This is a genomic window from Paenibacillus sp. Soil724D2 (genome assembly GCF_001427935.1).
Classification (GTDB): domain Bacteria; phylum Bacillota; class Bacilli; order Paenibacillales; family NBRC-103111; genus Paenibacillus_E.
In genome coordinates this window covers 24,248-48,861 of the sequence record NZ_LMRY01000012.1, presented here as the reverse complement: position 1 = coordinate 48,861, position 24,614 = coordinate 24,248, and the positions used below count along the sequence as shown (strand labels likewise).

Sequence of the window (24,614 nt, the reverse complement as noted above, 5' to 3'; positions counted from 1 at the left end):
AACCGCAGCTTCGGCTCCTGTTCTGTCCTTTCTTCGCGATCATTTTGCATGTTCCACCAACTCCAAGGGCAGTCCATCCGGATCTGCAAAGAAAGTATAGCGGTCACCAGTAATGGGATCAACCCGTACCGGTTCTACCGCAATCCCCTTGCTTTCAAGTTCTTTAATGCTTTCGTCCATATTCAGAACGACAAAAGCCAAATGCCTAAGACCCCTTGCCTCAGGCTGGTTAACTCGCAGCGGAGGGTTCGGAAATGAAAACAACTCGATCTGCTGTTCGGTCTGACCGATGCGCAAATCCAACTTATAGGAGTCACGTTCGGCACGATACGTTTCGTGTATGACCGTTAATCCAAGTAAATCGACATAGAAGTGTTTGGATCGCTCATAATTTGAGCTAATAATTGCCACATGATGAATTTGTGCTAACTCCACTCCATTCCCCCCTGTCCCCATTTCGTGAAAAACCGCATTCGGGGAACTCCCCGTCCTGCGGTCCGTTTCATTCATTTTATCCGTCTGTTCTCATCGTTTCAACAATTTTCTTCAAAACTTCCTCAGCGTCCAAATAGTCAACTTGGCAAGTACCAGCTGCATGATGACCGCCTCCACCATTTTGAAGCATCAAATTGCCAATATTCGTTTTCGACGAGCGATTCACAATGCTATGTCCACAAGCAAAGACGCAGTTTTGTTTGTTTCGGCCATCGACAACCCAAATCGAGATATTTTGCTCTGGATAAAGGGCATATACCATGAAACGGTTCCCTGGATAGATGGTTTCCACATCGCGAAGGTCAGTAATAATCACATTACCTTCCGTCCGTGTATAGGTTTGAAGCATATCACGATATAAGGCATCTAGTTCAAAATATCGCGCCACACGCTCTTTCACATCCGGCAATTCCATAATCTCATGAACGGACATCGTTGCACAGTGCTCCACAAGGTCTTCCATCAATTGATAGTTACTGATCCGATAATCGCGATAACGCCCTAGACCCGTTCGAGCATCCATGATAAAAGATAATAAATCCCATCCGCTTGGATTCAAAATATCTTCCTTGCTGAACTGCGCCGAATCCGCTTTATCCACCCCGCGCATAATATCATCGATGTCTCCGAAGGTCTCCCGCCCTCCATAGTAATCATAAATAACACGTGCCGCACTTGGCGCGATTCGGGTTTCCCCTTTGAATTCAACCTTTTCGCCCATCCGCTCAAGTTCACTGGAATGATGATCGAACCACAAGCCACAACCCGCTACATAAGGGACATTGGCCAAAATATCGTTTTCCGAAACCTCTATCAAACCGTCCTGCATATCTTTGGGATGGACGAATTTCATTTCATCCACCATGTTTAACTTTTTGAAAAGCATCGCGCATACTAAACCATCAAAATCCGAACGTGTGATTAATCTCATGCTATGTATCCCCCTAATCATAGTTCCTAAGCACTACTTAAATCTCTGACATTCATTATATCAGCTAGTGTCAATTTGTGACAATGATTTTGTCTTTATAAATCCCTTTCAACTGGCAATAAAAAAACGGTACGCCTAGATAGGCTGTACCGTTCTCAATTTGGTTGATAAACATTGATAAAGCCTTGTCAAAAATGCCTCAATTTGCGACATCGGCGGCATTTTTACAGAAAGTTTAACTTCGCCCTTCCAGTAGAAAATCAAGATGCTATTGTTTCTCCCGTGAAACATTTCAACATCCCAACAAGCTTCATTTAACGCGTATTCTTCCCGATTAATCATGAGCTTTGGTCCATCCGAGGAAGGCACCAAACGGGCAACATGATTACCACATAGCGAAGTCACTTTTTGTTCTTCTTGTAGTATTCCTTCAGACTGCATGCTGCTGGATCCTCCTTTTATTTGTACATAAATTTGTTATGACAGAGAAAAACCCCACCATAGTGAACCGATCGGAGGGGTTCTGATGTTGATACCCAATCGTTCGGCGGCTGGCTGGCTGCGTGTCCGGTTGCAGGACAAGGAAGCCCCTTTAGCTTTGCGTCACTGGCTTTCGCCAGCTTTGCCTTTGTCGAGATGTCTTACAGAATGAATGAGTGTTACGAATAATAAATACTATACTCTCAAGGATACGGGAAGTCGTATCTAAATCGAATAGTTCCTAAGAACTAATTTTGCATTATTTTTCAAAAAATTTCTTTTTTCGACGTATTTTTCAGCAACATTTGACGATTCGCGCCTCTCCAATAGAAAATGGATCCCGTAATCGTAAGAACGGCCATAAGAACATACAACGTATTTCCACCATAAGAAACGAGCAAGAACCCACCTACCCAAGGTCCGATAAAATGGCCTATGTTCGTTAATGTTTGAGCGCCAAAATACGTGCCACGCATATGCTCGGGAGCTAATTTGTCAATCAACATATTAGCAGCGGGGTAATTGAGAATCTCGCCAAGGGTGAAAATTCCCATCGAAATAATAAGCCATACCAGCGAGTGAGAAAAGGCAAAGCCGACATCCCCTAACGCAAACATTAGGTTGCCAACTATAATTGCAATAAGAGGCGTGTACTTTTCTGCCCAACGAGTAAGCGGAATCTGCATGGCAATAACCACGATCGCATTCACACTCATTAAGATCGCAAACATTTTCACACCGTTTACAAAGTTGATCTCCAAATATTGCGAAAGTGTCACCATCACCTGTGAGTAACCGATAGCTCCAATAATACCGCCAAGGATATACAAGCGAAAAGTCATATCACTGCGAATTACTCGCAAAGCAGAACCAAAGGTAACCGAAGATTTCTTCTCACCCTCGATTTTCTTGATGCCAAAAGCAATAAGCAGTGCGTATAGGGTAACCGCATAAATAAAATAAATGATCCCTGTAATAAGAAAAGGCAGCGCGCCATTCATCGTAGCGAAAAAAGCACCCAAAAGTGGTCCAACAGCAACACCAACATTGATAGCCATATACCGCATCGAAAACACTTTAAGTCTCTTCGCAGGTTCTGTGAGGTCTGCCATCAACGCCTGCGACACGGGCTCATAAAAGGATCGGCACAAACCGTTCAGCATATTGAGCAGCATAAACAGGATTGGTAATTTAACCATGCCGAAGCCTAAAAACACGAACGCCCAGCCGAAAAGAGCTGCCAGCATAATAATACGCCTTCCGAATCGGTCCGATAAGGTACCCCCTATAAAACCGCCTACGGTCCCTGCCAAAGAACCCATTCCGATGACAATTCCGATCATCACCGCACTCATCGACGTATGCCTGGATAAATAAATCGCGAGAAAAGGCAAACTCATGGAGGATGCAGCCCTGGCCATAACAGTTCCAAGAATTAACGTATGTACAATGGGATGATAAGAACTTAGAAAACCACGTAACCGATTCATTTGAAGGGACTCCTATCACTGTTTAATTTACCGCAGGTCAAAGAAATCGACACCGGATTCCAATTATACACGAAAAATGACGATATGTGTCTATGTTTCAAACAAAAAAACACTCTCCAAGGAGAGTGCAAACGAGTATATTTATTTTGTTCCTTGTGCTTCCAAAGTTTACCTTAACTGCCGCCGCAACCAGACCCGCAGCTCGATCCTGACGAGCAAGAAGAGCCCGATCCGGAGCTGCAGCTGCTGCCGCCGCCTTGATCTCCAGAACTATCGCCACTTCCTCCAGAACCTCCGCAACCCGATGAAGAACAGTTGCTCTGCTTGTCATTATGTTTATTGGGTTCATTCACAGGCCACTGAGAGTTCATCCCGCCTGTATAGTTATTATTATCCTGAATGGAGAAGAACATCATGGCTCCTGCCATATACACCATGTTGTTCGGATTTGTTAGTGAATCCTTCCAGCCTGTATCCTCAAACCTGCGGCTGTTGGCTGAATGCCTGGATTCATGAATCGCCTGCTTAATTAGGTTGCGGATCGTCTCCGCAACTTCTGGATACCGCTTTGCCTGCTCCATATCGAACCATTGCTCGGCGATTTCATCTTCATTGCCTTTGCGAAGCAAATCTGTTCGCTGCTCATCCAGCGGATTGCGAAAAAATCCGTTCCAGCACCGCGAACTCGTTGGAGCGAACTCGAACAAATGCGCATATACCCAATCGAACCATGCACGTTCACCCGGCATTTGCTTCGGTTCGCGTTCAGGTGAATGATGAATTACGCCGCCAGCGAATTGATCCCCAAAGCGCTGATATTCTCTCGTAAACATCAGCATCTCATGCCAAATCTCATCGATTTCGCTGCTAAACATCGGGGTTCTTTTTAAAATGAGATTCATCAGAAAAAATCGTTTTAATTCAAACCATTTACAGGCAAACTCGTCATCAGACATGGAAGGATTCGCAGCTTTTACGCGATATTGGAGTCTCTCTACATAATCTAGTGGAAGTGCACTATTCAGTTTAGTAACGATACGTTCTAACGGAATATTTTCTAGCAAACCAAGCCCTTGGGGTAGATCTGAAGCTCGGAAGCTCGGCTTGGATTTCCCTACGCGACTACTCTTGGACGGTTTGGGTGATTTTCGGAATAAAAAACGAAACATTTGGCATCCCTCCCTATTTCCAATATAACACAGTAATGTAAAGAGAAGAATAACGTCAGTTGGAAAGCATTGTATATAGGCCCTATAATAAAAGAAAGGAGGTGCTGAAGGATGAAAATAGCAGTAACCGGTGGCAGCGGGTTTATTGGCAAACGATTGATTTCTCATTTGCAGAAGCAAGGTCATGAAGTCATCAATATTTCACGTTCACCCAGAGCTGTTGTAGAGCAAGTACGTACCGTCACTTGGGATCAGCTAAAGACCGATTCGAGCGCATTCGCAGGGCTGGATGCTATTGTGAATTTGGCTGGTGAGTCGATTAATCAGCGTTGGACAGCTGCGGCCAAAGAACGAATCGTTGGATCTCGGCTAAAGGCGGCTGAGCAAGTGGCCCAGCTTGTAGAAAGCATGGAAGTGAAACCGAAAGTCATCGTTAATGCTTCAGGAATGTCCGTGTACGGTACCTCGGAAACCGAAACCTTTGACGAACGAAGCCCGCACCGCACTGTCGATTTCTTATCAAGGGTAGTCGAACAGTGGGAAAGCGCGGCTGATCAGATACAGGGAACACGCATCGTAAAAGTCCGCGTTGGCCTTGTGCTAGACGGCAAGGAAGGCGCATTCCCAAAAATGGCTATGCCTTATAAACTTGGTGTTGGCGGTCCGATAGGCAGCGGTAAGCAATGGCTCTCCTGGATTCACATCGTTGACATGGTGAGGCTTATCGAATTCTGCATTCAAAACGAAGCGATTATAGGTCCTGTTAATGCGACAGCACCGAATCCGGTAACGAATAGAGAGTTTGGACGGGCACTTGGGAAAGCGATGCGAAGACCAAATCTATTCCCGCTTCCTGCTTTTATTTTAAAAATGATGTTCGGTGAGTTATCTACACTGCTTTTGGAAGGTCAGAAGGTGCTCCCTCGCGTATTAATAGAGCATGGTTTTACGTTTAAGTTTTCTTTCGTAGACAAAGCCCTTGCTGATATTGTTTAAATAAAACCCAGACCACCGAGTATGTCTCGATGAGCTGGGTTTTCGTTTTCGTTTTCGTTTACTTTTATTTCGTGGATAAGTCGTCTGAAACTTGAATAAGTTGTAATTGAGTTGGTGTGCTTGTAAGTGTTAAAACCCCTTTATCATCATAGCTAATGCCGAAGTCATTATCGTTTACAATCGCAATTGTATTTTTGTCAACAACCGTCAACCCTTCAATCTTCTCGTACGGGTATCCTAGTTTAGCAATATCCACAATTAATTCCTTGCTAACTGGTTGAATACCTTGGTCTTTGAGCTGCTGAATAGATAGGCTTTCCAGGTTTTTGCTTGTTTCTGTTCCTAAAATATTCGTCGCCTTTGAGAAATCGGATTTGTAAATTCGTTTCAGTTGTGCGTCAGCAGCCGCATTCTTATCACGCTCATCAACTAGCAGCACATCACTGGATAGTGCGGAAAGATCACTGATCACGATATCTTTTTGGTTCACTTTGACGAACATGCCTGCTTGCTCAGCCACATAAACATACTCACCCACGATTTGTTTCGTGGCCAGGTCCATTTTGAGGATACGCAGATTTCTGGAAGACTCCCCTGTTTTCTTATCCGGATTTGCCATTGGACTTTGAATGGACGTGTACAAGAATTTGCCGTCTGGTGAAATAGTCACACCTTCGAATCCGCGGTTGGAAATACGCGTATTGTATACCTCAGGCAGTGTATCAAAAATTGGCGTTTGAGCACCGGCTTGAACGAGCTTGTCTTTAGCGCCTTTAGGGACGTAGCGCCCTAGTATCGTGCCATCGCGTTTCACTTGTAGAATGGATGGGCGATACTCATCTGAGACCCAAAAGGTCTCATCAGATGGGCTATAAGCGATACCTTCCAGATCAAGACCGTCTGGATCATAGGCCAGCTTCGTAACGCCTTTCTCATCGTATGGCACTTCATCGATTCCAATCAAGTTCGGCAGTCCTGTTATGTATTTATTATTGCTTACTTTATCTAATTTGCCATCCGGAAGCGCTAGTTTGATCGTTTCTAAGACTTCAATGTTTCCGTTCGTAATTTTGAATTTATAAATGCGAGGAATATAGTTGTCGATCGGGAATGTGCGCAGTTTATCTTTACCTACTTCACCGTTGGGCCCACGATCCGCCAATGTATAGAACGTATCTGCAGCATCTTTAGGTAAATGAATAAGGCCAGAGAACCCGCCTTCTTGAATCCCTTTATCAAGAACAGGTGCATTTTTCCACTCAAATTTGCCAGTCACTTTAGGAATATCTTTCAGCGAGATGGACTGATTCCATTCATTCCATTCGATTTGTTTGCCAAGCGCTTCACCAATGGTGCGAAGAGGAACATATGTGCTTCCGTTAATGACAACGGGATCTTTATCAAGCGTAAGCGTTTTCCCGCCGGAAGTTAATTGAAACTTCACAGCGATAGCTTCCAACGTAGCTTGTCCTGCGGATACGACTGTTGTTGTAGAAACGGCACAAATGGCCGCAAGTACAATAAGCAGTCTTTTTCTTCTGAGTAATCTTTTCATGTTAACCCTCCATCATCTAATAAACTTTCACTGTGATAAGCATAATGTTTATATATTCGTGGAGTGTCAGAGGGATATGAAAAAATTGTAAATTAAAAAATATCTTTTCAAGCTCATTAAAATTGTGTACAATTAATTTGTATGAAATAAAGTGAAGAGGGTGACCCTTTTGAACGTTCATCAATTTACAGTTCGTACGATCCGCGGTGAAGAAAAGTCTCTTGCTGATTACCAAGGTCAAGTGCTGCTTATTGTGAATACCGCTACGAAGTGCGGCTTTGCTCCTCAATTCAAAGGACTTCAAGAGCTCCATGACACATATAAGGAACAAGGTTTTAGCGTCTTAGGATTTCCGTGCAACCAGTTTAAGGACCAGGAACCCGGTGACGATGCTCAAGTCGAGCAAGCTTGCCAAATTAATTTCGGTGTTAACTTTCCGTTATTCTCCAAAATCAATGTTAACGGCGCAGATGCCCATCCGCTTTATCAATACCTGAAAAAGCAGGCTTCAGGTTTACTCGGCTCAAGCATCAAGTGGAATTTCACAAAGTTTTTGATTGATCAGCAAGGCAATGTGATTAAACGCTTCTCCCCTACTACTTCACCGAGCAAAATAGACAGCCAAATTCGCAAGCTGCTTGAGAAATCAGCTGTTCATGCTTAACATCTCAGAATGAAAAAAAGCATCCAACCCTAATGGGCGGATGCTTTTTCTTATTTTACATACTTTTTTACTTTTTCAATCACTTCGTCTTCTGTTGCTGCTGTCACATAGCGCCCATTAATAAATATAAATGCAAATCGGGAACAAGGACCGCAATATGATTTGCAGGCAACTTTGACTTCAGCATCGGGTGCAATGACACTTATTTTAGAAAGCGCGGTCTTCACTTTCATATGTTTGCATTTATCACAAATGCGAATATCATTACGCATTAGTGATCTCCGTGATTCCCCTTGCTTGGATTCGTAATCATGAAGCCTTCTTCTGGTGTGTAGAAGTAATCAATACGGATGCCATCCAGCAAAGGTTCATTTTTATCAAGAATAACGTCAATGCCTTTATCCGTGCTTACAAGGACGTCATTTTCAGATTTATCGTCAAGACCCAAACCATAGTGAGCATGGTCACCGTGCGAATGAGTCACTTGAACGCGAACCAATAATCCTTTGTTTTCTTCTTTATCAAGCTCCAATTGAAGTACTTTAGCAGCATTACGAGAAATTTTGACGTTCATATGTACACATCTCCTGAAACAATAATTTTTATTTCTTATTGTAAAGAATCTAAGGCACGAAATCAACCTTTGTCCCAAGTCATCCCTTACTTCTTGCTAATTCACTAAACGAACTTTAAAATACATAGTAGTGAGAACAAAGAGCACTAATTACACAGAAGTAACTAACTTACGTCAAAGTTAGTTTCATACATTCAATTTGAAAGGAAGCGGTCTTATGTCAACCCTTGAGAATGAAAAAGTCGCTCCACTCAGCAACTATGTTCCTAAAGTACCCAAAGAAATCGAATGCTCCGTTGAAAGAACACTTGAAGTTATTGGCGGGAAATGGGCTTTTCTCGTGCTTCGCGAATTATTTTGCGGAACGAAGCGTTTCGGCGAGCTGCAGCGTCAGATAACTGGGGTCAGCCCTAAATCATTAACGGATATCCTTCGTCACCTCGAGGAACATGGGGTTTTGGAACGAATGGCTTACCCTACGGTTCCTGTTACGGTCGAGTATACCTTGACACCTAAAGGCCAGGATTTGCATCAAATAATAAAAGAAATGAAGTTATGGTCAGCTAAGTGGACATAATGAATAATTAGGGACTATCACCAGAGGAGTGGAGCTTGATGATCACAATCAAATCAAAAGAACAAATTGAGAAAATGGGCAGGGCGGGTCGTATCCTAGCTGATTGCCATAAAGAAATCGCCAAAATGATTCGACCTGGTATTACCTCCTGGGAAATCGACCAATTCGTTGAGGGCTTTCTAACTAAGCACGGAGCCACTCCTGAGCAAAAAGGGTATCACGGTTATCCATATGCCACTTGCGCATCCGTCAACGACGTGATCTGTCACGGTTTCCCTAAGAAAGAGCCCCTAAATGACGGCGATATTGTAACCATCGACATGGTTGTACGTATAGATGGTTGGTTGGCTGACTCCGCGTGGTCTTATGCGGTGGGTAACATTTCTCCGGTTGCAGAGAAATTGCTGCAGGTAACGAAAGAATCTCTATACAAAGGAATAGAGCAAGCCGTTCCCGGCAACCGTATCGGCGATGTGTCACATGCCATCCAAGTGTATGCGGAATCGCATGGTTTTTCCGTTGTAAGAGATTTTATCGGACACGGGATTGGCTCCGAAATGCATGAAGAGCCGCAAGTGCCTCATTATGGGCCAGCAGGCAAAGGGCCGCGGATTAAAGAAGGCATGGTCTTCACGATTGAGCCGATGCTAAATGTAGGTAAATACCATTCCAAAGTAGATCAAGATGGATGGACAGCAAGGACCTATGACGGCAGCTTATCCGCTCAATATGAACATACGATTGCCATTACGAGTCAAGGACCGATTATTTTAACTGAACAATAAAGATACCGGAGGAACATGCATGATTTCTTTTTACAAGAAATATTGGAGGACAGCCTTTGACATTGCTCTTATTGTTCTAACCGTCTATTTATTCATGCTGTTATTTAGTTACCTGTATCGCATCGCTACCCCTATCTTTCTGGCTCTGATCATTTTCATGATGATCGAGCCTTTTGCTAGGTTTTTGAACCGTAAAGGGATACGTAAGTCAATCGCATCAGCGATTTCGACCTTAGTATTCGTCCTTATTATCCTTGGCGCACTTGCCGGTGCCGCTGTCATTTTCACTAGCCAGATCATGAGTCTTGTCGATAAGGTGGATGAATATCAAGCCGTTTTCAATGATCAAATTGTGCAAAAAATTAGCGAATTGAATAACCAATTCCAAGCGCTGCCACCTGACGTTATTGCGAAAGCCAAAGATTATGCTGGGCAATTCGCCGGCAATGCCTCCAAGTTTATCATTGCTTTCTTATCAGGATTGGTAGCCTCGTTGACATCCTTCTCAACCTTCATGTTTAACTTCATCGTCGGGATTATCTTAGCTTACTTCCTTAGCATTGAAATTGATTCTTGGAAACGCCTCGCAGGTGAAAAAACACCAAAAACCTTCAAATCCGTTTTCTTTTTTCTCAAAGAAAATGTCGTGAAGGGGATCGTCTCCTACATAAAAGCGCAAGCCAAACTAATCTCTTTAACATTCATTGTCGTGTTTTTCGCCTTGCTCCTGCTCGGCGTTAATAATGCTTTCTCCATCTCGTTGTTGTCAGCCATATTCGACGTACTTCCGCTGCTTGGTGTATCCACTTTGTTCATTCCATGGATCATCTACCTGTTTATTGTTGGTCAAACGACTCTAGCGATCTGGCTCAGTGCCATACTCCTGGTCGTCATCCTCGTCAGACAAATTATGGAGCCAAAGATCACTGGGGAATCACTCGGAGTATCGGCCTTTACGACCTTAGCCTTTATGATTATATCCCTTTCCCTATTTGGATTTGCAGGGGTCATCCTTTCGCCTGTATTGATCATTCTAATCAAAGCACTGTATACGCAAGGCTACCTGCAACGCTGGATTCGTAAGCCAGAGGATGAGTATGTTCAAGGTAAATTACCTTATAGCGGACCTTAATGATTGAACATACGGGTTGCGAAGTCCTTGGATGAGAGTGTTAATATAGATGATATGCAAAGTATGTTGCGCCCCGGCGTTTTGTTAAAACATTCGCATGCTTATCCGTGTAAAATTGCATTTTGTAACCTTTTATTTGGTTATCGTGTGATGTTGCTGCACTTTGTACAACATTTCGTAGGCCAATTCACGATTTTCACGCGATTGTTGCATAATATACATCAATTCCAGTCAAAAGTAACCCATTTGCCGGAAAGAAGGCTGAATTGTTGTATAACCTACAACATCTTCAGCTTATTTAGAAGAAATCAAGGAAATTGTTGTACTCTGTACAACTTTCCTTCCTATTTCCCCATTTCTCCAATAAACCGGAAACCGATGCAAACAAAAGTATAAAACTTATACTTTCTTATCAACGAAAAGGCGCCAACTTCCTCATAAAGGAAAAGTTGGCGCCTTTTTTTATACGCGATGCCTGCTTCGGTATATCGACGGAGCCATGCCAATTTTCTGCGTAAAAACACGGCTCAGATAAAAGCCGTTTTCGAATCCGCATTTCTCGGCAATTGCATCCAAAGTAAGCGTTGATCCCTCCAACAAATGCCGAGCTCTTGTGAGACGCATCTCATTCAAAAACTCAGATGGTGTTTGTCCGAAAGCCTTTCGAAACTTGCGGGTGAATTGTACGGGAGTGAGTCCCAGAGTTACCGCCAAATCCAACAGGGATAAGCTTGCATATGCATATTCCGTTATGTGCCTCCGGGCTTTCTCCATCAACAAATCGACTTCTGAGGAAAGGTCATCTTTGCGATCACGCTCCATTTTGACCAAACGCAATAGATCGTTCACCATGTGTTCTTTGTGCAGCGTGCTCTCTTCATCCCAGCCGGGAAGCTGTCTCAAATATCGATAATTGGATGATAACCGATCTGTATCGTTAATGGTCAACTTTCCTTTCCAGAAGGCTTCATCGCCAACACTGGGTTCAGATAACCATACAAACTGCAGGAAGTGAAAGGACAGGGGTTCGAGAGTTTTCCTCCGAAACACGGTATGGGGCGGACATATGACAAAGTCTCCGAACTTCGCTTCGCCTTTCTGCTCCCCGACTCGATAGAAGAATCTGCCATCTTCTACGGCAAATATCGTCCAACAAGGATACTCATCTTCCTCTAGCATAAATTCCACTTTACGGTGCCAATAGACATGGGAGATGAGCTTCATAGTCACATCACGAATAGACACTGTTTCACTCCTTCAATATTGAAATAAAGTATATGTCTATTGTAACTGTCTGCATGTTCAATGGAAATAGGATATTATACAATGAAATTATAGACATCCTATAAACTAGTGAGGTGCTGAGTTATGAAACATGAAATTGTTTTATCAGACATAACCGTAGTTGGTGGAGGATTAGCAGGTGTTTGCGCGGCAATCGCTGCAGCTCGGTTAGGCCAAAGCGTCTCTCTCGTCCAAAATCGTCCTGTACTTGGCGGTAATGCCAGCAGCGAGGTTCGCGTCTGGGTATGCGGCGCTACCTCTCACGGAGTTCATCGAAATGCTAGAGAAACCGGCATCATGGGTGAACTATTTGTGGAGAATCAGTACCGTAATATCGACGGAAACCCTTATATCTGGGACCTCATCGTACTGGAAAAAGTCAAAGCAGAGAAGAATATCACGTTGTTTTTAAACACGGATGTCCATGAGGTCCACGCCGATGGTGACGAGACTAGTCGAACGATTCGTTCTGTCACAGGCTGGATGATGGGATCTGAACGACGTATCCGTTTCGATAGCCGTGTATACCTTGATTGTACAGGTGACGGGCTAGTCGGTTTCCTCGCAGGTGCGAAGTATCGTATTGGGCGTGAAGCCCAAGAGGAGTTTAATGAGGAATGGGCACCGCTCGTCGCGGACGATATTACACTTGGAAGCACCCTGCTGTTCTATACAAAAGACGCAGGCCGCCCGGTCAAATATATCGCACCAAGCTTCGCGAAAGACATCACTCAAACGTCCATTCCCATGAAACGCGTCATTCGCAGCGGAGATAATGGCTGCGCTTATTGGTGGATTGAATGGGGCGGTGAGCACGATGTTGTTCATGAAAACGAGCGAATCAGGGATGAGCTGTCCTCAGTTATCTATGGTATTTGGGATTATATCAAAAATTCCGGTAAATTCGAGAGTGAAAACCTGACGCTCGAATGGATCGGCTCCATTCCGGGGAAAAGGGAATATCGTCGTTTCGTTGGGGACTACGTGCTCAATCAGAACGATATCATCGCACAGGAGCAGTTTGAAGACCGTGTCGCTTTCGGTGGCTGGTCCATCGATTTACATCCACCGCAGGGGATGTATGCCACAGCCAAAGGTTCTAAACATATGCATATGGACGGCAGTTATCATATCCCGTTCCGTTCCCTCTACTCCGTCAACGTGACGAATATGCTGATGGCGGGACGCAACATCAGCGCGTCCCACGTTGCCTTTGGCACGACTCGCGTCATGGCGACGTGTGCCGTCATTGGCGAAGCCGCGGGCACAGGAGCCGCGCTCTGCGCGGCAAAGGGCATCTCCCCACGCGAGCTGCACAGCAACCACTTGAGCGAGCTTCAGCAGACGCTGCTTCGACAGGATGCAGCCGTCCTCGGTTTGAAGAACGCGGATGCGGCCGATCTTGTGCTACGCGCAGAGATGACGGCGTCCAGCACCTTGACGCAACTTGCGCTAGAGCAATCTGCGTCGGTGCTGCCGCTGAACGCGCATGTAGCGCTTCTTGTGCCGGCAGATCCGTTCATTGACGGCATCGAGCTGCTGCTGGATGCTTCGGAGGCAACGGAGCTGACAGTCGAGCTCTGGAGCACTGGGAAGCCGCAGAACTACGTCCCGCACAAACAGATGACGTCCATTCAAGTAGCTGTGGCTAAGGGTTCTCAACAGTGGGTAAAGGCTGCACTTTCTTGGCATCCTGAAACCGCTCAGAATGCTTTTATCATTCTCAGAAGCAACCCGGCGCTTTCCATCCATCTATCCGCTAGACCACAAACGGGCGTGCTGTCCTTCAAACATGATGCTGCATCAGAAGACAGCGCAGATTTCGGTGACATGCATCATCATCAGCCTGTCATTGATTGGAGCGCGAATGCCTTCATTCGGAAGCCAATCTGCTTCCGTCTGCTCTCACCCACATCCGCATTCGCAGCCGATAAAGCTGCCGATGGGTATAAGCGTCCTTACGGAGGCCCTCATCTATGGTCGTCAGCCGGCCTTGAGGTCTCCCAGCCTGAATGGCTTGAAGCCAGTTGGCCAGAGGCTGTGCAGATTCGAAGTGTACATCTCACTTTCAATGATGACGTGAATGAAGATTTAATTAATTTGCATCATCATCGGACGGAATTCGAGATCATTCCTGAACTGGTCAAAGACTATAAAATACAGGCCTTCATCGGCGGTGATTGGACCACAGTCGCTGATAGGCTCGATAATCATACACGTAATCATGTTCATCTTTTGCCGGAAGCTGTGACGACTGATCGACTTCGTGTGGTCGTTGAAGCGACGAACGGGACGGAACGGGCAGAAATTATAGAAATTCGTTGCTATGGTTGATCAAGCAATTATCAACACCCTTAAAGCATTATAAGAGTTGCGTATTCCATAACCTTCCATTATGATTAGATCAATTAAAAGTTGATGTGTGACTGGCGAAGCATGGATACCCATGAGGAAGCACATTGATCTTACAGCCGTACGCCTGGGCAGAGGTAAGGGGGATTCATCCCCCTTACCTCTTTATGTTTTTACAAACAAATGAAGGGTTGAGGGTAAAATGAATTCAGAAAAATTAATTTTGGATGGTACACGTGTCGCGAAAAGCATGAACGAAACTCTAGTCGAAAGAATCAACCAACTGTCCGTAAGAGGTGTCTTACCGTGTTTAGCTACCATACTTGTTGGCGATGACCCTTCTTCCGAAACCTATGTACGTATGAAAAGCAGCGCATGCAAGCGGTTAGGCATTGATTCCAGACGAATCCACCTAAATAAAGCAACTACAACAGAGGAGCTTATTGCTGTTATTCAACAATTAAACGCGGATCCTCAGATCCATGGTATTTTATTGCAGCATCCGGTTCCGCACCATATTGATGAAAGAGCCGCGTTTGAAGCCATTCAGATCGAAAAAGATGTGGATGGCGTTACCCTGCTGGGCTTTGCTCAAAATGCTTTTGGAGCGGCCAGCTTTCCATCCTGTACCCCGGCAGCCATTCTAGCTATTCTGGATTATTATCAGATTCCAATTGAAGGCAAGCATGCAGTAATCGTTGGTCGGAGTCCGATTCTAGGTAAACCCGTATCACTTATGCTGCTGAATAGAAACGCAACCGTAACCATTTGCCATTCAAAAACAAATAATCTCCCCCTAATTATCGGGTTAGCTGATATTGTCGTTGCAGCAGTTGGTAAACCTGCTTTTATTCAAGGAGCATGGATTAAGGAAGGTGCTGTCGTTTTAGATGCTGGATATAATGCTGGCAACATTGGCGATGTCGATTTCGAAGCTTGTCTAAAAAAAGCTAGTGCAATTACCCCTGTCCCTGCTGGAATTGGCCCGGTGACCATTGCCATGCTGCTCAAACACACCGTTCTTGCTGCCGAAAAAAGCAATCTTATAACTTGAGTTTCCGACATTCTTTTTTCTAAAATAGGTCTTAATAACCCTTGTTTAACCTTACATGGTGTGTTATATTAAAAGTGCATCAAATCAAGGTTTCCACTTCAAAAAGTTGACATAGGAGTGATACAAATGCCCAACAATTCCGTGCAAATCCCGCAAGGTGAAGAATTGATTCGTGTGGAAATGACGGTTAAGGAAGCGCTTGCATTGACAGGCACTAAATTTAACCAAAACCACAAATTAGAGACAGATGCGATCAAGAAGGTTAAACAATCCTTAGAAGATAAATTGCTGACACCGAACCATTAATCCATACCCACTCATCGCACATAGCCCTGACGATCGATTTCAAATCGCTCGCGGGGCTTTTTATTTTTATCGCATCAAATTCGGCTGAATGCTCATAATAATCTCGCAGCGCAAAAATCCTACATTTTAAGGAGTGAACAACCATGTCTGAATCTCATAAAAAAACAGGACAATCCCAAAAAAATACAACGGCACGTGCACAAGATCAGAAAACCAATAAGAAAGGTTAGAGTTAACGGCAACATTTCACATCCACAGCTCAGCCCTGACGAACGATCTTTAATCGCTCGCGGGGTTTTTATTTTTTTCGTATCAAATTCAGCCGAATGCTTATAATAATCACGCACCGTCCAAAATCCTACATTTTAAGGAGTGAACAACCAAATGTCAGAAGATCATAAGCAGCAAGGGCACGCCAGACAAAATACAACGACTCGAACACAAGATCAGAGCAGCAACAAGAAAGGTAAGAAATAACAATATTCCATATCAGGAGGCCGATATATGCTCGATCAGTTAGAAAGCAATTATGACTGTGCGAATGCGGGCTCTGACCTGCATAGTTTAAAACAAGAACTTGAACAATTCCAAGGGCAAGCAGCCTCTTCCGACAAAAAACAAGAAGAGCATCGGAATCGACTTGAGAATCAAATTCGTTTTATTGAAAATAAGTGTTCCATCCCAAGCGAACATATCCCGCAATAAAGAAAGTCCACGCCTTAAATAACAAGGGCGTGGACTTTTTGCATTAGGTGACTTTTCTTCTTGTCAAAATACACGGAACACCTTTACCAACGGCTCCTGGCTCAGACATCATGGCCAAGTACCGAAGTCCTCTTGTGCACGGTGTCTTACAAACCGCACATGTGGACGACTCCACAAGCCTCATCGTGTATTGTACTCTGGATGAAAGTTCTTTCTTCTTGGATGCCTTACCCTTCCCTTTAGGTGGTGCCATATCCACGCCTCCCAACAGTTTCCTTCCTTCAGTATATGAAGTCTGGGCGGAACGGTTCTTGGGAAGCATGCTCAAGTTCGTTATACTTGTCTATGACAAATTTTAAAGTTCCATCGCTGTCAATAGGATAGGAACCAATTCCTCATACAGTGCTGCGAAAGACTCCACTGGCAGGGGGTTTACCCCAAATCCTACTTCAACGGTAAAGCCGGGTCTACGAAATTGTTGGATGAACCAGTCTTTGTAACCCGCGTCACTGTCCGTCAGTTTAACAGCCTGATAGCTGCTGGCTAGGGCTAATCGCTCGGCAAATACTTCAGATTCCGGTGGCTCATAGTCGCGATAATTCCAATAAATCTCCCTACCTTGGGTATGCAGCGCAATGACAAGCTCAAAGTCATGGCATTCTGTAAATTGAGCTAAAGCTGCCGCCTCCGGCTCCGTTAACGGTGCTTCTCCACCGTAATCACGCTCACCAGGTCCAACCTTCTCTCTACGCACTGCCTCTTCCTCCCAGTGTGCAGGGAACTGGTCATTGAGATCAACACCGCGAATATTGGCCTTCCAATTCCTGAAATCCAGTGATCCTCCATTCCAATGCAACAACGGCTCTTGGTAGGGATGTTCCTCATTAACACCAGACAGAACAAGTTCCACGCCATCAGGATTCACCATGGGTACAACCCAAAGTGAATACTCCGATAGGAGCCTCCTTATGTTGCTGCCATGCCAAGCCGTCCCTCTTGCATAGGAGCAAGCAAGGTCTTCCACGAATTGCATTAATAACGGGGTCGTTATCCATTCATTGGCATGGAGCGCTGCGTTGAAATGCATCTCTTTCGTACCTTGACCAATTCGCAGAGCTGGTATGCTTTTCCCCATCACACTTGCGCCTATCTCTTCTACATGAAGAAAAGGATATATCTTGCAGAGCCGGTTCAGTTCTTCACAAAGTGTCCAATACCCGTATCCTAACACACGACCACCTCACAGCCCATTTACTTAGTTCGTATGGCTATGATTATGCCCGCAGGCTTCGAATCATGCGGATTCATGCGGAGATACCTAATGCTCCCTTATGCGATTGCTGGACGTACGAGTCATGTTGCGGAATCCATTTTCTGAATGACTCTAAAATCAAATTTTTGAGTTTTGATAATTATGAAACTTCGTTCCCATTAAAAATAAAAAATAGACCCCATTAGGGTCTATTCACATCACCTATAAAATATTAGGCACCTGCCAAACGACAGGCGTTATCGAAATTTGCTCTTTCAGCCAATTCTGCGCAATTTTCTTAAATAATTCGGACTCACCACTGCAAAAAAATTGATGGATAGGAAGCTGCCCCGATGATGCCAGGATGTCGCGGTGGTAAAGGATCGTACTGATTTCTCTTGCCGTTTCGTCCGCCGAAGAAATCAAGGTCACCTCTGGTCCCATGACACGAGAAATGGACTCCACTAGAAAAGGGTAGTGGGTACAGCCTAGAATTAAGCAATCTATCGGCTTGCCGATTAGCTGTCTGAGCGATTGCTCGACAATCGCGTTTGCACCATCCGCACCGAAAAGCCCTTTTTCTACGAACGGCGCTAACAGCGGGCAAGCTTCGCTATATACTTGAATGTTCGGCGAAATCAACCTTAATGCATGTTCATATGCTTTGCTGCGGATTGTGCCATCCGTACCGATAACCCCAATGATACCGCTTCGCGTATTTTTGATCGCTGCTCTCGCTCCTGGCAAAATAACGCCAATCACAGGAATTGATACCTGTTCACGAATATCTTCTATAGCCACTGCGGTTGCTGTATTACAAGCGATAACAATCATTTTAGGATTAAATTGAATTAAGTACTCGACGATTTGCCGCGTGAAAATTCTCACTTCTCCAGCAGATCGGGGACCATACGGACTTCGAGCTGTATCTCCGAAATAAATCACTTTTTCCTGCGGAAGCTGTCTCATAAGTTCTTTTACTACAGTCAATCCTCCGACTCCCGAGTCTAGTACGGCTATCGCTTGCTGCACACCTATCCGCTTCCTTTGCCGGTTAATGAATTACGTAACCACATGAATAGGATATGAGTGTCCAAGCTGAAAGGTACCTAGGTGAACGTATCAGATTTCTAGTCGGACACCTACTTTGTTAGGTATGGAGTTCACTCACAATTCCGAATTCATAGCCTTTCTTCTTGATCTCTTTACAGATACGAGACAGCGCCTGCATATTTTCTAAAGATCCCTGATGCATCAATATCACATTGCCGTCATGCAAATTATTCATAATATCATTGTATGGATCTTCTGCCCCGTTGGCTCTTGGTTCCCAATCCCGCATAGCTGTAGACCAGAATACAGAGGTATAGCCCATACTGGATACTAAGTTCAAGTTATGTAGATTGTAATGTCCATAAGGAAAGCGGAAATATTTCTCGACTTCTTTACCCGTAATCTTTTTATATAAAGCTTCAAAATCCGTAATTTCTTTTCTAATTTGATCATCAGACATGTCATTGAAGTCGTTATGTGTCATCGTGTGATTGGCAATGAAATGACCATCAGCTACGAGCTTTTTCAAATAATCCGGATTTTTTTTAATGTTATTGCCCGAAATAAAGAAATTCGCTTTCACATCGTTTTCTTTCAACGATTTAAGCATAAGATCGACTTCAATCAAGGGACCTCCCGCATCGATCGTTAAATAAACCTTTTTGCCGGTACCAACCCAAACCGCTTTTTGGTCAGCCGTGAAGGATTTTGTTTCTTTTGGAAAATCAGGAACTTGCCCCGTTTTCTTTTTCATGTAATACCAGGAATAAGGCACGCGATCGCCAGTCACTGACTTCGTTTTGGAAAAGTTGCCTACCACTGCTGGTTTTGTTGTTGCAGTTGGCTCTGGAGCCGTTGTTGGCTTCGGTGTCGCACTGGGAACTGGTGTAGATTGAGGTGTGGGTATGGGTTTAACAGTTGATTTAGGAGTTGGAGTTGGAGTCGCCGCTGCAATTGTTGTTGCTTGTGGCGTAGTATTTTGAGCTTGACTCGAGTCTGGGGATAACAGGCTTTTGTCTGCACAACCGATCAATGTTGCGCTTAGAACGATCAGTAGTGCAGCACTTTTGGTAATTGGCTTCATCGTAGCACCTCGTTTTGGAATGAATACTCACGCATTCATTTCGACAGCGCTAGACAAATTCCCTGCCTATTCTAGGTAAACGGTGTTTATTTCGTAGCTCGGTACGTCATAAATTGAAGAATGGTGATGAGAATAAAGGCTGCTCCGGCAAGCATAGGAATCGTGATGAAGCCCAGCCAGTTCAAGTAATCAACATCACATGGAATAGGGCCGCAGCTTGTTGCTGATTCGTGAAATACACCCGATTGCAGCAGAACATGGTAGATAGAAATACAAGCTCCCCAGATGGTCAGCGGCAGCACATAGATCGTTAATTTGTAGTCTCTGCGCACGGCTGCAATTCCTAAAAGGACAACTAATGGATACATAAGAATGCGTTGATACCAACATAACTTACAAGGAATAAAGTTCATAATCTCTGAGAAATACAAGCTTCCTAATGTAGCTATTAATGCTAGAAGCCATGATAGGTGCATGCCATTATCTCGTAACCATTTGCTTGACATCAAATCTCGTCCTCCCCTTTCTCCTTATTATAAAAAAATTGAGAAAGGAAGTCTAACAAGAACGAAAAATAGCCAAGCAGATATCAACAAGCCTGCTTGGCCACTTCCATTAAACGGAGAAGCTATACACCACTTCATTCGTTTGTTTCACGAGATCAACCCACTGTTCCACGGGAACAATTTCCACAACGGCTTTGATCGGTATGGTTTTAAAATCCAGCTTTGGCACGTCCTCCAAAGTCATCCGATTCGTAACCAAGCGGTCGAGCCAGCCTGGAAACTGCTTCTCCATTTGCTGTAAGCGGTAAATGGCGGTCTCGAAATCTTTGCGCGAAGCGTTAACCGAGCCGATTACGCACTTATTCTCCAGCACCATGCTCTGGTTGAGCATGTCGGATGAAATCTCCAGCTTACGATCCGCTGGCGTAACGCCAAGCAGCGCCAATACACCGTTCGGCGCTAGAACAGACATGGCCTCGAAGGCTAGCGGGCTGTAACCCGTGCATTCGAGGATCAAATCTATCGGCTTGCCGAGACCCTCGGCATAAGCCGTCATGGTCGCCGCGCTGCTGTTGTCAGCGCCGGCCTCCTTAAATACACCTCCGCTGTCCTTCACAAGCTGCGCTTGCAGACTGTCCTGCGGAGATTTGGACCAGACATACGCTTCCAGACCCAACAGGCGGCAGGTCATCGCAGCGAGCAAACCAAGCGGTCCAGACCCGAGTATGAGCGCTGTTCTCGGCTCCCAGATCAAACGCTGCTGGACCCGCAGCACTTGATCCCAAACTTTCTCAACGATGCTCTGCGGCTCGACTAGCACCCCATGCCTCAGCAGTCCCTTCGGCACCTGAACCAAATATCGACCTTCCTCTTTGTAGTACTCGGAGAGGAAGCCGTGAGCCCCTTTAATGCCCCGTTCTACAAACTCGCCGGTCTGACAAAAATCTGAATGTCCATTGCGGCAATTGACGCAGCTTTGATTTCTGCAAGGCCGTCTGACAATTGCGGTTACAAGATCCCCTAGCTGGAATCCACTTTCCGCTCCAGCTTCAGTCACAACCCCTAGCGACTCATGCCCGGTGGTCAAATCATCTTCGCCTTCGGGCGGAACGCCGTATTTCTCTTGTAGAATTTCCTTGTCTGTACCATCCAGCCCAACTGCAAGCACCTTTACAATGACTTCTTGAGGCGCTGAAATCACGGGGTTCTTCACATCTTCAAGCTGAATAGTCGGGTTCCCCTGTCGAAGCTGCTTGACGCGAATTGCCTTCATTACTTCCTCTCCTTCCAACTAATGAACGACGGGTTCCAGTACTTTATCCTCACTCGCATCAACGGCTTGCTTCGTTCCCTTCGAGGTCAATAATTTTAATTTCGATAAATACTCTTGCGTCACCTTAATAAAGGAAGCATGTGACCATGTCAATGGTGAAACGGACATAGGCTCTCCTGTGAAAGGATGCACTTGCTCAGCCATCACGCCTGAAGGCGCAGCATGTAGAATAGCCCAACGCATCAATTTTTCCGCTTCCAACAAGTCCTGAACGGTTTTGGCAGATGCAACCAGCCATTCTGCGTACCAAAGGGTACATATGAACCAAGGATTGCCCGGTACCTTAGCTACGTCATTGGTAACTTGGTGATAATAGTCGTTCTCATAACGGGCGATACCGCCGATATCGGTATGTACCCACAATTTTTCTTTCAGAATCTTCATCGTTGCCACAATCCGCGGATCTTCAAGCTCAAACAAGCCGAAGTCAAATAGTGCATACATACTCATATCGAGTGTGTAGTCCGGCACATACGTATTTTGCTCGTAATTCCAATATAAAGCCCGCAAAAAGCGGTTCTGATCGGGTGCATACAGATGCTGTTCGGCTGCTTTCTTCACTTGACCAGCGATATCTGCATAGTAGATGGAGCGAACTTTATCCTGATGATATTCGGCAAAACGTGCTGCTGCTATAAGACCGGCGTAGACCGATGATACTGTGAAGGCTAGTACGCCATAACGTTCTTCCCAGAGGTCATAGGATGGCAAAGGAAGTCCGGAAGCATCCCGGTATCGAACGAGAAAGTCAGCTGCGGGCTTCACAAATTTCTCATAATCCTCACGTGAGTTCTCTATCGTCCCAGCCAGCTTATGGTGATGCCACAACGTATACAGCACGAGGGCTGTCTCATCCTCTTGAATCGCAAGCTGCTTATTCCCCCGGCTATCCACCCAGGGATGCCAGCTCGAGCCTACCGAACTGTCGGGGTTATATTTGTGCATGAGATAGCCTTCAGGCGTTAGCACCTTTATACAAAAATCGAAAAATTTCCTAGATAATTCGTAATACCCTGCCCTGTCTAGCGCATGTGACACCAAAGCGCCATCACGCGGCCACATATACGAGTATGTATCCTTGGCAAATTTCAAAATATCAGAATCATTCGCCGCAATAATGGCGCCTCGGTTGTCGACGTTTGTTCTGGTAATCAACAAGCATCGCTTATAAAATGATTCCAAATCAGGCTTCAGCAGTGATAGCTGGTGGGCATCCTGATTCACCCATTTCACCCAATGATCGTGAGTTCGTTGTAATAACTTTTGCGGTGTTGCTGTGCGAAGTAATCGCTCTAAACGTTCAACCTCCTGCTTTGCGCGCCCAAAACAGACCCAGAACCAAGCATCTTTCGCGCTCTTTGGCGGTAGCTTCATCGTCAATTCAATCACACCGTCAACGGATCCCTGCGCGATTGGATTACCGCCTAGATGACCATCCTCAGCATCACGCCATGTTCCCTCCAGACCATGAATCCCTTTTTGTCCCGTAGCATAACCGCTAGGCATTGCTTTCTCGGCATCTGGAGACAAGCAAGATAGTGACATATATCGATGACCCTTATAAAATAAAAGTGAATTCAGCTCAGGATCATAATAAATCGTATCTCCGACGCCATTTCCATAGATTTGGAGATCCAAATGAAAATACAATTTGATTTCTCTTTCCACATCGAAGCGGTTTTCTACCTTCACCTTGCGCAAAAACACATTCTGCTGTACATCGACCCCATCACGAATAACGAAGCCCAGACCTAACCTTTCATGAGCACAATCAGCGTTAGTAACAAGCGAATCTTCCAAATAATTGAGCTTTTTTGATACCTCTGGATCGTCAATCCAGAAGAATCCTTCCGGACACCAAATGCCAAAATGTGAAAGATGATCACTAGATTGATTCTCTTGACCTACTAAAGGGTAATACATGTCACGAATATTATAAGCAGCGTCGAAATTAATGAGTACATTCCCGTTTCCTATGGGTAAATCTCTTGCCATGCCATCAGCCTCTTTCCAAGATATTGCTACTAATTTACCAATTTGAGTGCTTAAATATGCACGCGGCGGTTCTTGGCTGGGTTTTGAGGTAATTGGCACCAATTCGCGCCTTAAATATGTTCATTTCGTTCGAATTCATTTACAATTAAAACATATGGAGGGATACGTTATTATGAAACAATTTGAAGGATTCGGTAAATTTTTGGAAAGCTTGCGGGGTAAGATGTCTTTGCGTGAAGCGGCCCATAAAAGCGGACTTTCACATGCCTACATCAGAGATCTTGAACTAGAGCGGAATCGTTCCACCAATGAGAAAATCAAACCCTCACCTGTCACGCTGAAAAAGCTGTCGGATGCCTACAACTTTTCATATACAGAACTTATGGAGAAGGCCGGGTATCTCGAAAAAGAGGACGTCCATGCCATCAATGAGCAGGAGCTAGTCCCTATGTCGGATACACTGTTTATCGAAGTCAGTACGAAGGAAATTACGTACCATACACGAATTGGCAAAGTTAGCCGAAGTGTAAATTCATTACTGGATTTCAGTCATTTCCTAGATAAGCTTGAAGAGCAAGGATTTAAGAAGATGGATACCGACTTATTCGTCAACCTAAATCATGTGCAGAAATACATCGAAAAAGAAGGAAAACTCTATTTCGATCCTCTAGGAGTCAGCAAATTTGTCATTATCGCTGCGATTCGTCAGAAGAAATACCATGATTTAATCGTCCGCAGTGTAGCAAATAACACAGGAATGGGATTAGAGTTTCAATACGACCGTAACTCCGCAACGGATTCACTTTTCCAGGCTTTAAAGCGGCATATTTAAGAATACGAAG

26 protein-coding genes and 2 riboswitches are annotated in these 24,614 nt (G+C 44.7%); of the genes, 10 read left to right on the top strand and 16 right to left on the bottom strand.

The features are described from left to right. Positions 1–39: 39 nt before the first annotated feature. From ASG85_RS13325 to ASG85_RS13305, 5 genes are all read right to left on the bottom strand, one after another. Positions 40–435 carry a VOC family protein gene (locus ASG85_RS13325; RefSeq protein ID WP_060646658.1) on the bottom strand — a complete coding sequence of 132 codons (396 nt, stop codon included), beginning with the start codon at positions 433–435 and terminating at the stop codon, positions 40–42. Positions 436–511: 76 nt separating this feature from the next. After that, positions 512–1,426 (bottom strand): hypothetical protein, encoded by a 915-nt coding sequence (locus tag ASG85_RS13320; RefSeq protein ID WP_060646467.1) that lies wholly within the window; start codon positions 1,424–1,426, stop codon positions 512–514. A 135-nt stretch (positions 1,427–1,561) separates the two neighbouring features. After that, entirely contained in the window at positions 1,562–1,867 is a 306-nt protein-coding gene (locus tag ASG85_RS13315) for a hypothetical protein (protein WP_057307011.1), read from the bottom strand. A gap of 102 nt (positions 1,868–1,969) precedes the next feature. Continuing rightward, positions 1,970–2,063, bottom strand: a riboswitch (cyclic di-GMP riboswitch). Between the two features lie 109 nt (positions 2,064–2,172). Continuing rightward, entirely contained in the window at positions 2,173–3,396 is a 1,224-nt protein-coding gene (locus ASG85_RS13310; RefSeq protein WP_057307012.1) for an MDR family MFS transporter, read from the bottom strand. Between the two features lie 173 nt (positions 3,397–3,569). After that, the gene (locus ASG85_RS13305) at positions 3,570–4,565 is read right to left on the bottom strand and encodes a hypothetical protein (protein WP_060646466.1); all 996 of its coding nucleotides are present in this window, start codon (positions 4,563–4,565) and stop codon (positions 3,570–3,572) included. Between the two features lie 111 nt (positions 4,566–4,676). Between ASG85_RS13305 and ASG85_RS13300 the strand changes: the two genes are divergently transcribed. Continuing rightward, positions 4,677–5,561, top strand: a complete 885-nt coding sequence (locus ASG85_RS13300; RefSeq protein ID WP_060646465.1) for a TIGR01777 family oxidoreductase — start codon at positions 4,677–4,679, stop codon at positions 5,559–5,561. 64 nt (positions 5,562–5,625) lie between these two features. Here the strand turns inward: ASG85_RS13300 and ASG85_RS13295 are convergent, their stop codons facing one another. Next, positions 5,626–7,116: an esterase-like activity of phytase family protein gene (locus ASG85_RS13295; protein ID WP_060646464.1), complete on the bottom strand. Its 1,491-nt coding sequence runs from the start codon at positions 7,114–7,116 to the stop codon at positions 5,626–5,628. A 169-nt stretch (positions 7,117–7,285) separates the two neighbouring features. On the opposite strand from ASG85_RS13295, the gene ASG85_RS13290 reads away from it, so the two are divergent. After that, positions 7,286–7,780, top strand: a complete 495-nt coding sequence (locus ASG85_RS13290) for a glutathione peroxidase (RefSeq protein WP_060646463.1) — start codon at positions 7,286–7,288, stop codon at positions 7,778–7,780. A gap of 50 nt (positions 7,781–7,830) precedes the next feature. Here ASG85_RS13290 and ASG85_RS13285 read toward each other — a convergent pair whose 3' ends face one another. Then, positions 7,831–8,052: a DUF1450 domain-containing protein gene (locus ASG85_RS13285; protein ID WP_047686255.1), complete on the bottom strand. Its 222-nt coding sequence runs from the start codon at positions 8,050–8,052 to the stop codon at positions 7,831–7,833. Next, positions 8,052–8,354: a heme biosynthesis protein HemY gene (locus ASG85_RS13280; protein ID WP_029199372.1), complete on the bottom strand. Its 303-nt coding sequence runs from the start codon at positions 8,352–8,354 to the stop codon at positions 8,052–8,054. Before ASG85_RS13280 ends, ASG85_RS13285 begins: the two co-directional genes overlap by 1 nt. 217 nt (positions 8,355–8,571) lie before the next feature. Between ASG85_RS13280 and ASG85_RS13275 the strand changes: the two genes are divergently transcribed. From ASG85_RS13275 to ytvI, 3 genes are read left to right on the top strand one after another with little or no spacing between them, the layout of a single operon-like run. Further along, a complete protein-coding gene (locus tag ASG85_RS13275) occupies positions 8,572–8,931 on the top strand; it encodes a winged helix-turn-helix transcriptional regulator (protein WP_029199371.1) in 360 nt (119 codons plus the stop codon). Between the two features lie 38 nt (positions 8,932–8,969). Beyond that, positions 8,970–9,716, top strand: coding sequence for a type I methionyl aminopeptidase (gene map, locus ASG85_RS13270; protein ID WP_057307017.1), 747 nt, complete (start codon positions 8,970–8,972; stop codon positions 9,714–9,716). Between the two features lie 19 nt (positions 9,717–9,735). Beyond that, positions 9,736–10,848 (top strand): sporulation integral membrane protein YtvI, encoded by a 1,113-nt coding sequence (gene ytvI / locus ASG85_RS13265; RefSeq protein WP_060646462.1) that lies wholly within the window; start codon positions 9,736–9,738, stop codon positions 10,846–10,848. A gap of 462 nt (positions 10,849–11,310) precedes the next feature. Here ytvI and ASG85_RS13260 read toward each other — a convergent pair whose 3' ends face one another. Further along, the gene (locus ASG85_RS13260; RefSeq protein ID WP_060646461.1) at positions 11,311–12,093 is read right to left on the bottom strand and encodes a helix-turn-helix domain-containing protein; all 783 of its coding nucleotides are present in this window, start codon (positions 12,091–12,093) and stop codon (positions 11,311–11,313) included. 123 nt (positions 12,094–12,216) lie between these two features. On the opposite strand from ASG85_RS13260, the gene ASG85_RS13255 reads away from it, so the two are divergent. The 4 genes from ASG85_RS13255 to ASG85_RS13240 all read left to right on the top strand — a co-directional run bounded on the left by ASG85_RS13255 (position 12,217) and on the right by ASG85_RS13240 (position 16,549). After that, positions 12,217–14,466 (top strand): FAD-dependent oxidoreductase, encoded by a 2,250-nt coding sequence (locus tag ASG85_RS13255; RefSeq protein ID WP_060646460.1) that lies wholly within the window; start codon positions 12,217–12,219, stop codon positions 14,464–14,466. Between the two features lie 78 nt (positions 14,467–14,544). Continuing rightward, positions 14,545–14,624, top strand: a riboswitch (ZMP/ZTP riboswitch). A gap of 62 nt (positions 14,625–14,686) precedes the next feature. Further along, positions 14,687–15,538: a bifunctional 5,10-methylenetetrahydrofolate dehydrogenase/5,10-methenyltetrahydrofolate cyclohydrolase gene (locus ASG85_RS13250; RefSeq protein ID WP_060646459.1), complete on the top strand. Its 852-nt coding sequence runs from the start codon at positions 14,687–14,689 to the stop codon at positions 15,536–15,538. Between the two features lie 126 nt (positions 15,539–15,664). Then, positions 15,665–15,844, top strand: coding sequence for a hypothetical protein (locus ASG85_RS13245; RefSeq protein WP_029199365.1), 180 nt, complete (start codon positions 15,665–15,667; stop codon positions 15,842–15,844). A gap of 504 nt (positions 15,845–16,348) precedes the next feature. Next, positions 16,349–16,549 (top strand): hypothetical protein, encoded by a 201-nt coding sequence (locus ASG85_RS13240; protein ID WP_057307022.1) that lies wholly within the window; start codon positions 16,349–16,351, stop codon positions 16,547–16,549. Between the two features lie 43 nt (positions 16,550–16,592). On the opposite strand, the gene ASG85_RS13235 is transcribed toward ASG85_RS13240, so the two are convergent. The 7 genes from ASG85_RS13235 to ASG85_RS13205 all read right to left on the bottom strand — a co-directional run bounded on the left by ASG85_RS13235 (position 16,593) and on the right by ASG85_RS13205 (position 23,772). Then, positions 16,593–16,802 (bottom strand): hypothetical protein, encoded by a 210-nt coding sequence (locus tag ASG85_RS13235; RefSeq protein WP_057307023.1) that lies wholly within the window; start codon positions 16,800–16,802, stop codon positions 16,593–16,595. 102 nt (positions 16,803–16,904) lie between these two features. Next, on the bottom strand, positions 16,905–17,780 hold the full coding sequence (locus ASG85_RS13230; protein WP_057307024.1) for a M14 family metallocarboxypeptidase: 876 nt from the start codon (positions 17,778–17,780) through the stop codon (positions 16,905–16,907). A gap of 243 nt (positions 17,781–18,023) precedes the next feature. After that, on the bottom strand, positions 18,024–18,833 hold the full coding sequence (gene racE / locus ASG85_RS13225) for a glutamate racemase (protein WP_057307025.1): 810 nt from the start codon (positions 18,831–18,833) through the stop codon (positions 18,024–18,026). Positions 18,834–18,951: 118 nt separating this feature from the next. Further along, positions 18,952–19,938: a polysaccharide deacetylase family protein gene (locus ASG85_RS13220; protein WP_060646458.1), complete on the bottom strand. Its 987-nt coding sequence runs from the start codon at positions 19,936–19,938 to the stop codon at positions 18,952–18,954. 86 nt (positions 19,939–20,024) lie between these two features. Next, positions 20,025–20,444, bottom strand: coding sequence for a disulfide oxidoreductase (locus tag ASG85_RS13215; RefSeq protein WP_060646457.1), 420 nt, complete (start codon positions 20,442–20,444; stop codon positions 20,025–20,027). A gap of 109 nt (positions 20,445–20,553) precedes the next feature. Next, a complete protein-coding gene (locus tag ASG85_RS13210; RefSeq protein WP_060646456.1) occupies positions 20,554–21,717 on the bottom strand; it encodes a glucose 1-dehydrogenase in 1,164 nt (387 codons plus the stop codon). An 18-nt stretch (positions 21,718–21,735) separates the two neighbouring features. Continuing rightward, on the bottom strand, positions 21,736–23,772 hold the full coding sequence (locus ASG85_RS13205) for a glycoside hydrolase family 15 protein (RefSeq protein ID WP_057307029.1): 2,037 nt from the start codon (positions 23,770–23,772) through the stop codon (positions 21,736–21,738). Positions 23,773–23,944: 172 nt separating this feature from the next. Between ASG85_RS13205 and ASG85_RS13200 the strand changes: the two genes are divergently transcribed. Further along, a complete protein-coding gene (locus ASG85_RS13200; protein ID WP_057307030.1) occupies positions 23,945–24,604 on the top strand; it encodes a helix-turn-helix domain-containing protein in 660 nt (219 codons plus the stop codon). Positions 24,605–24,614 lie beyond the last annotated feature (10 nt).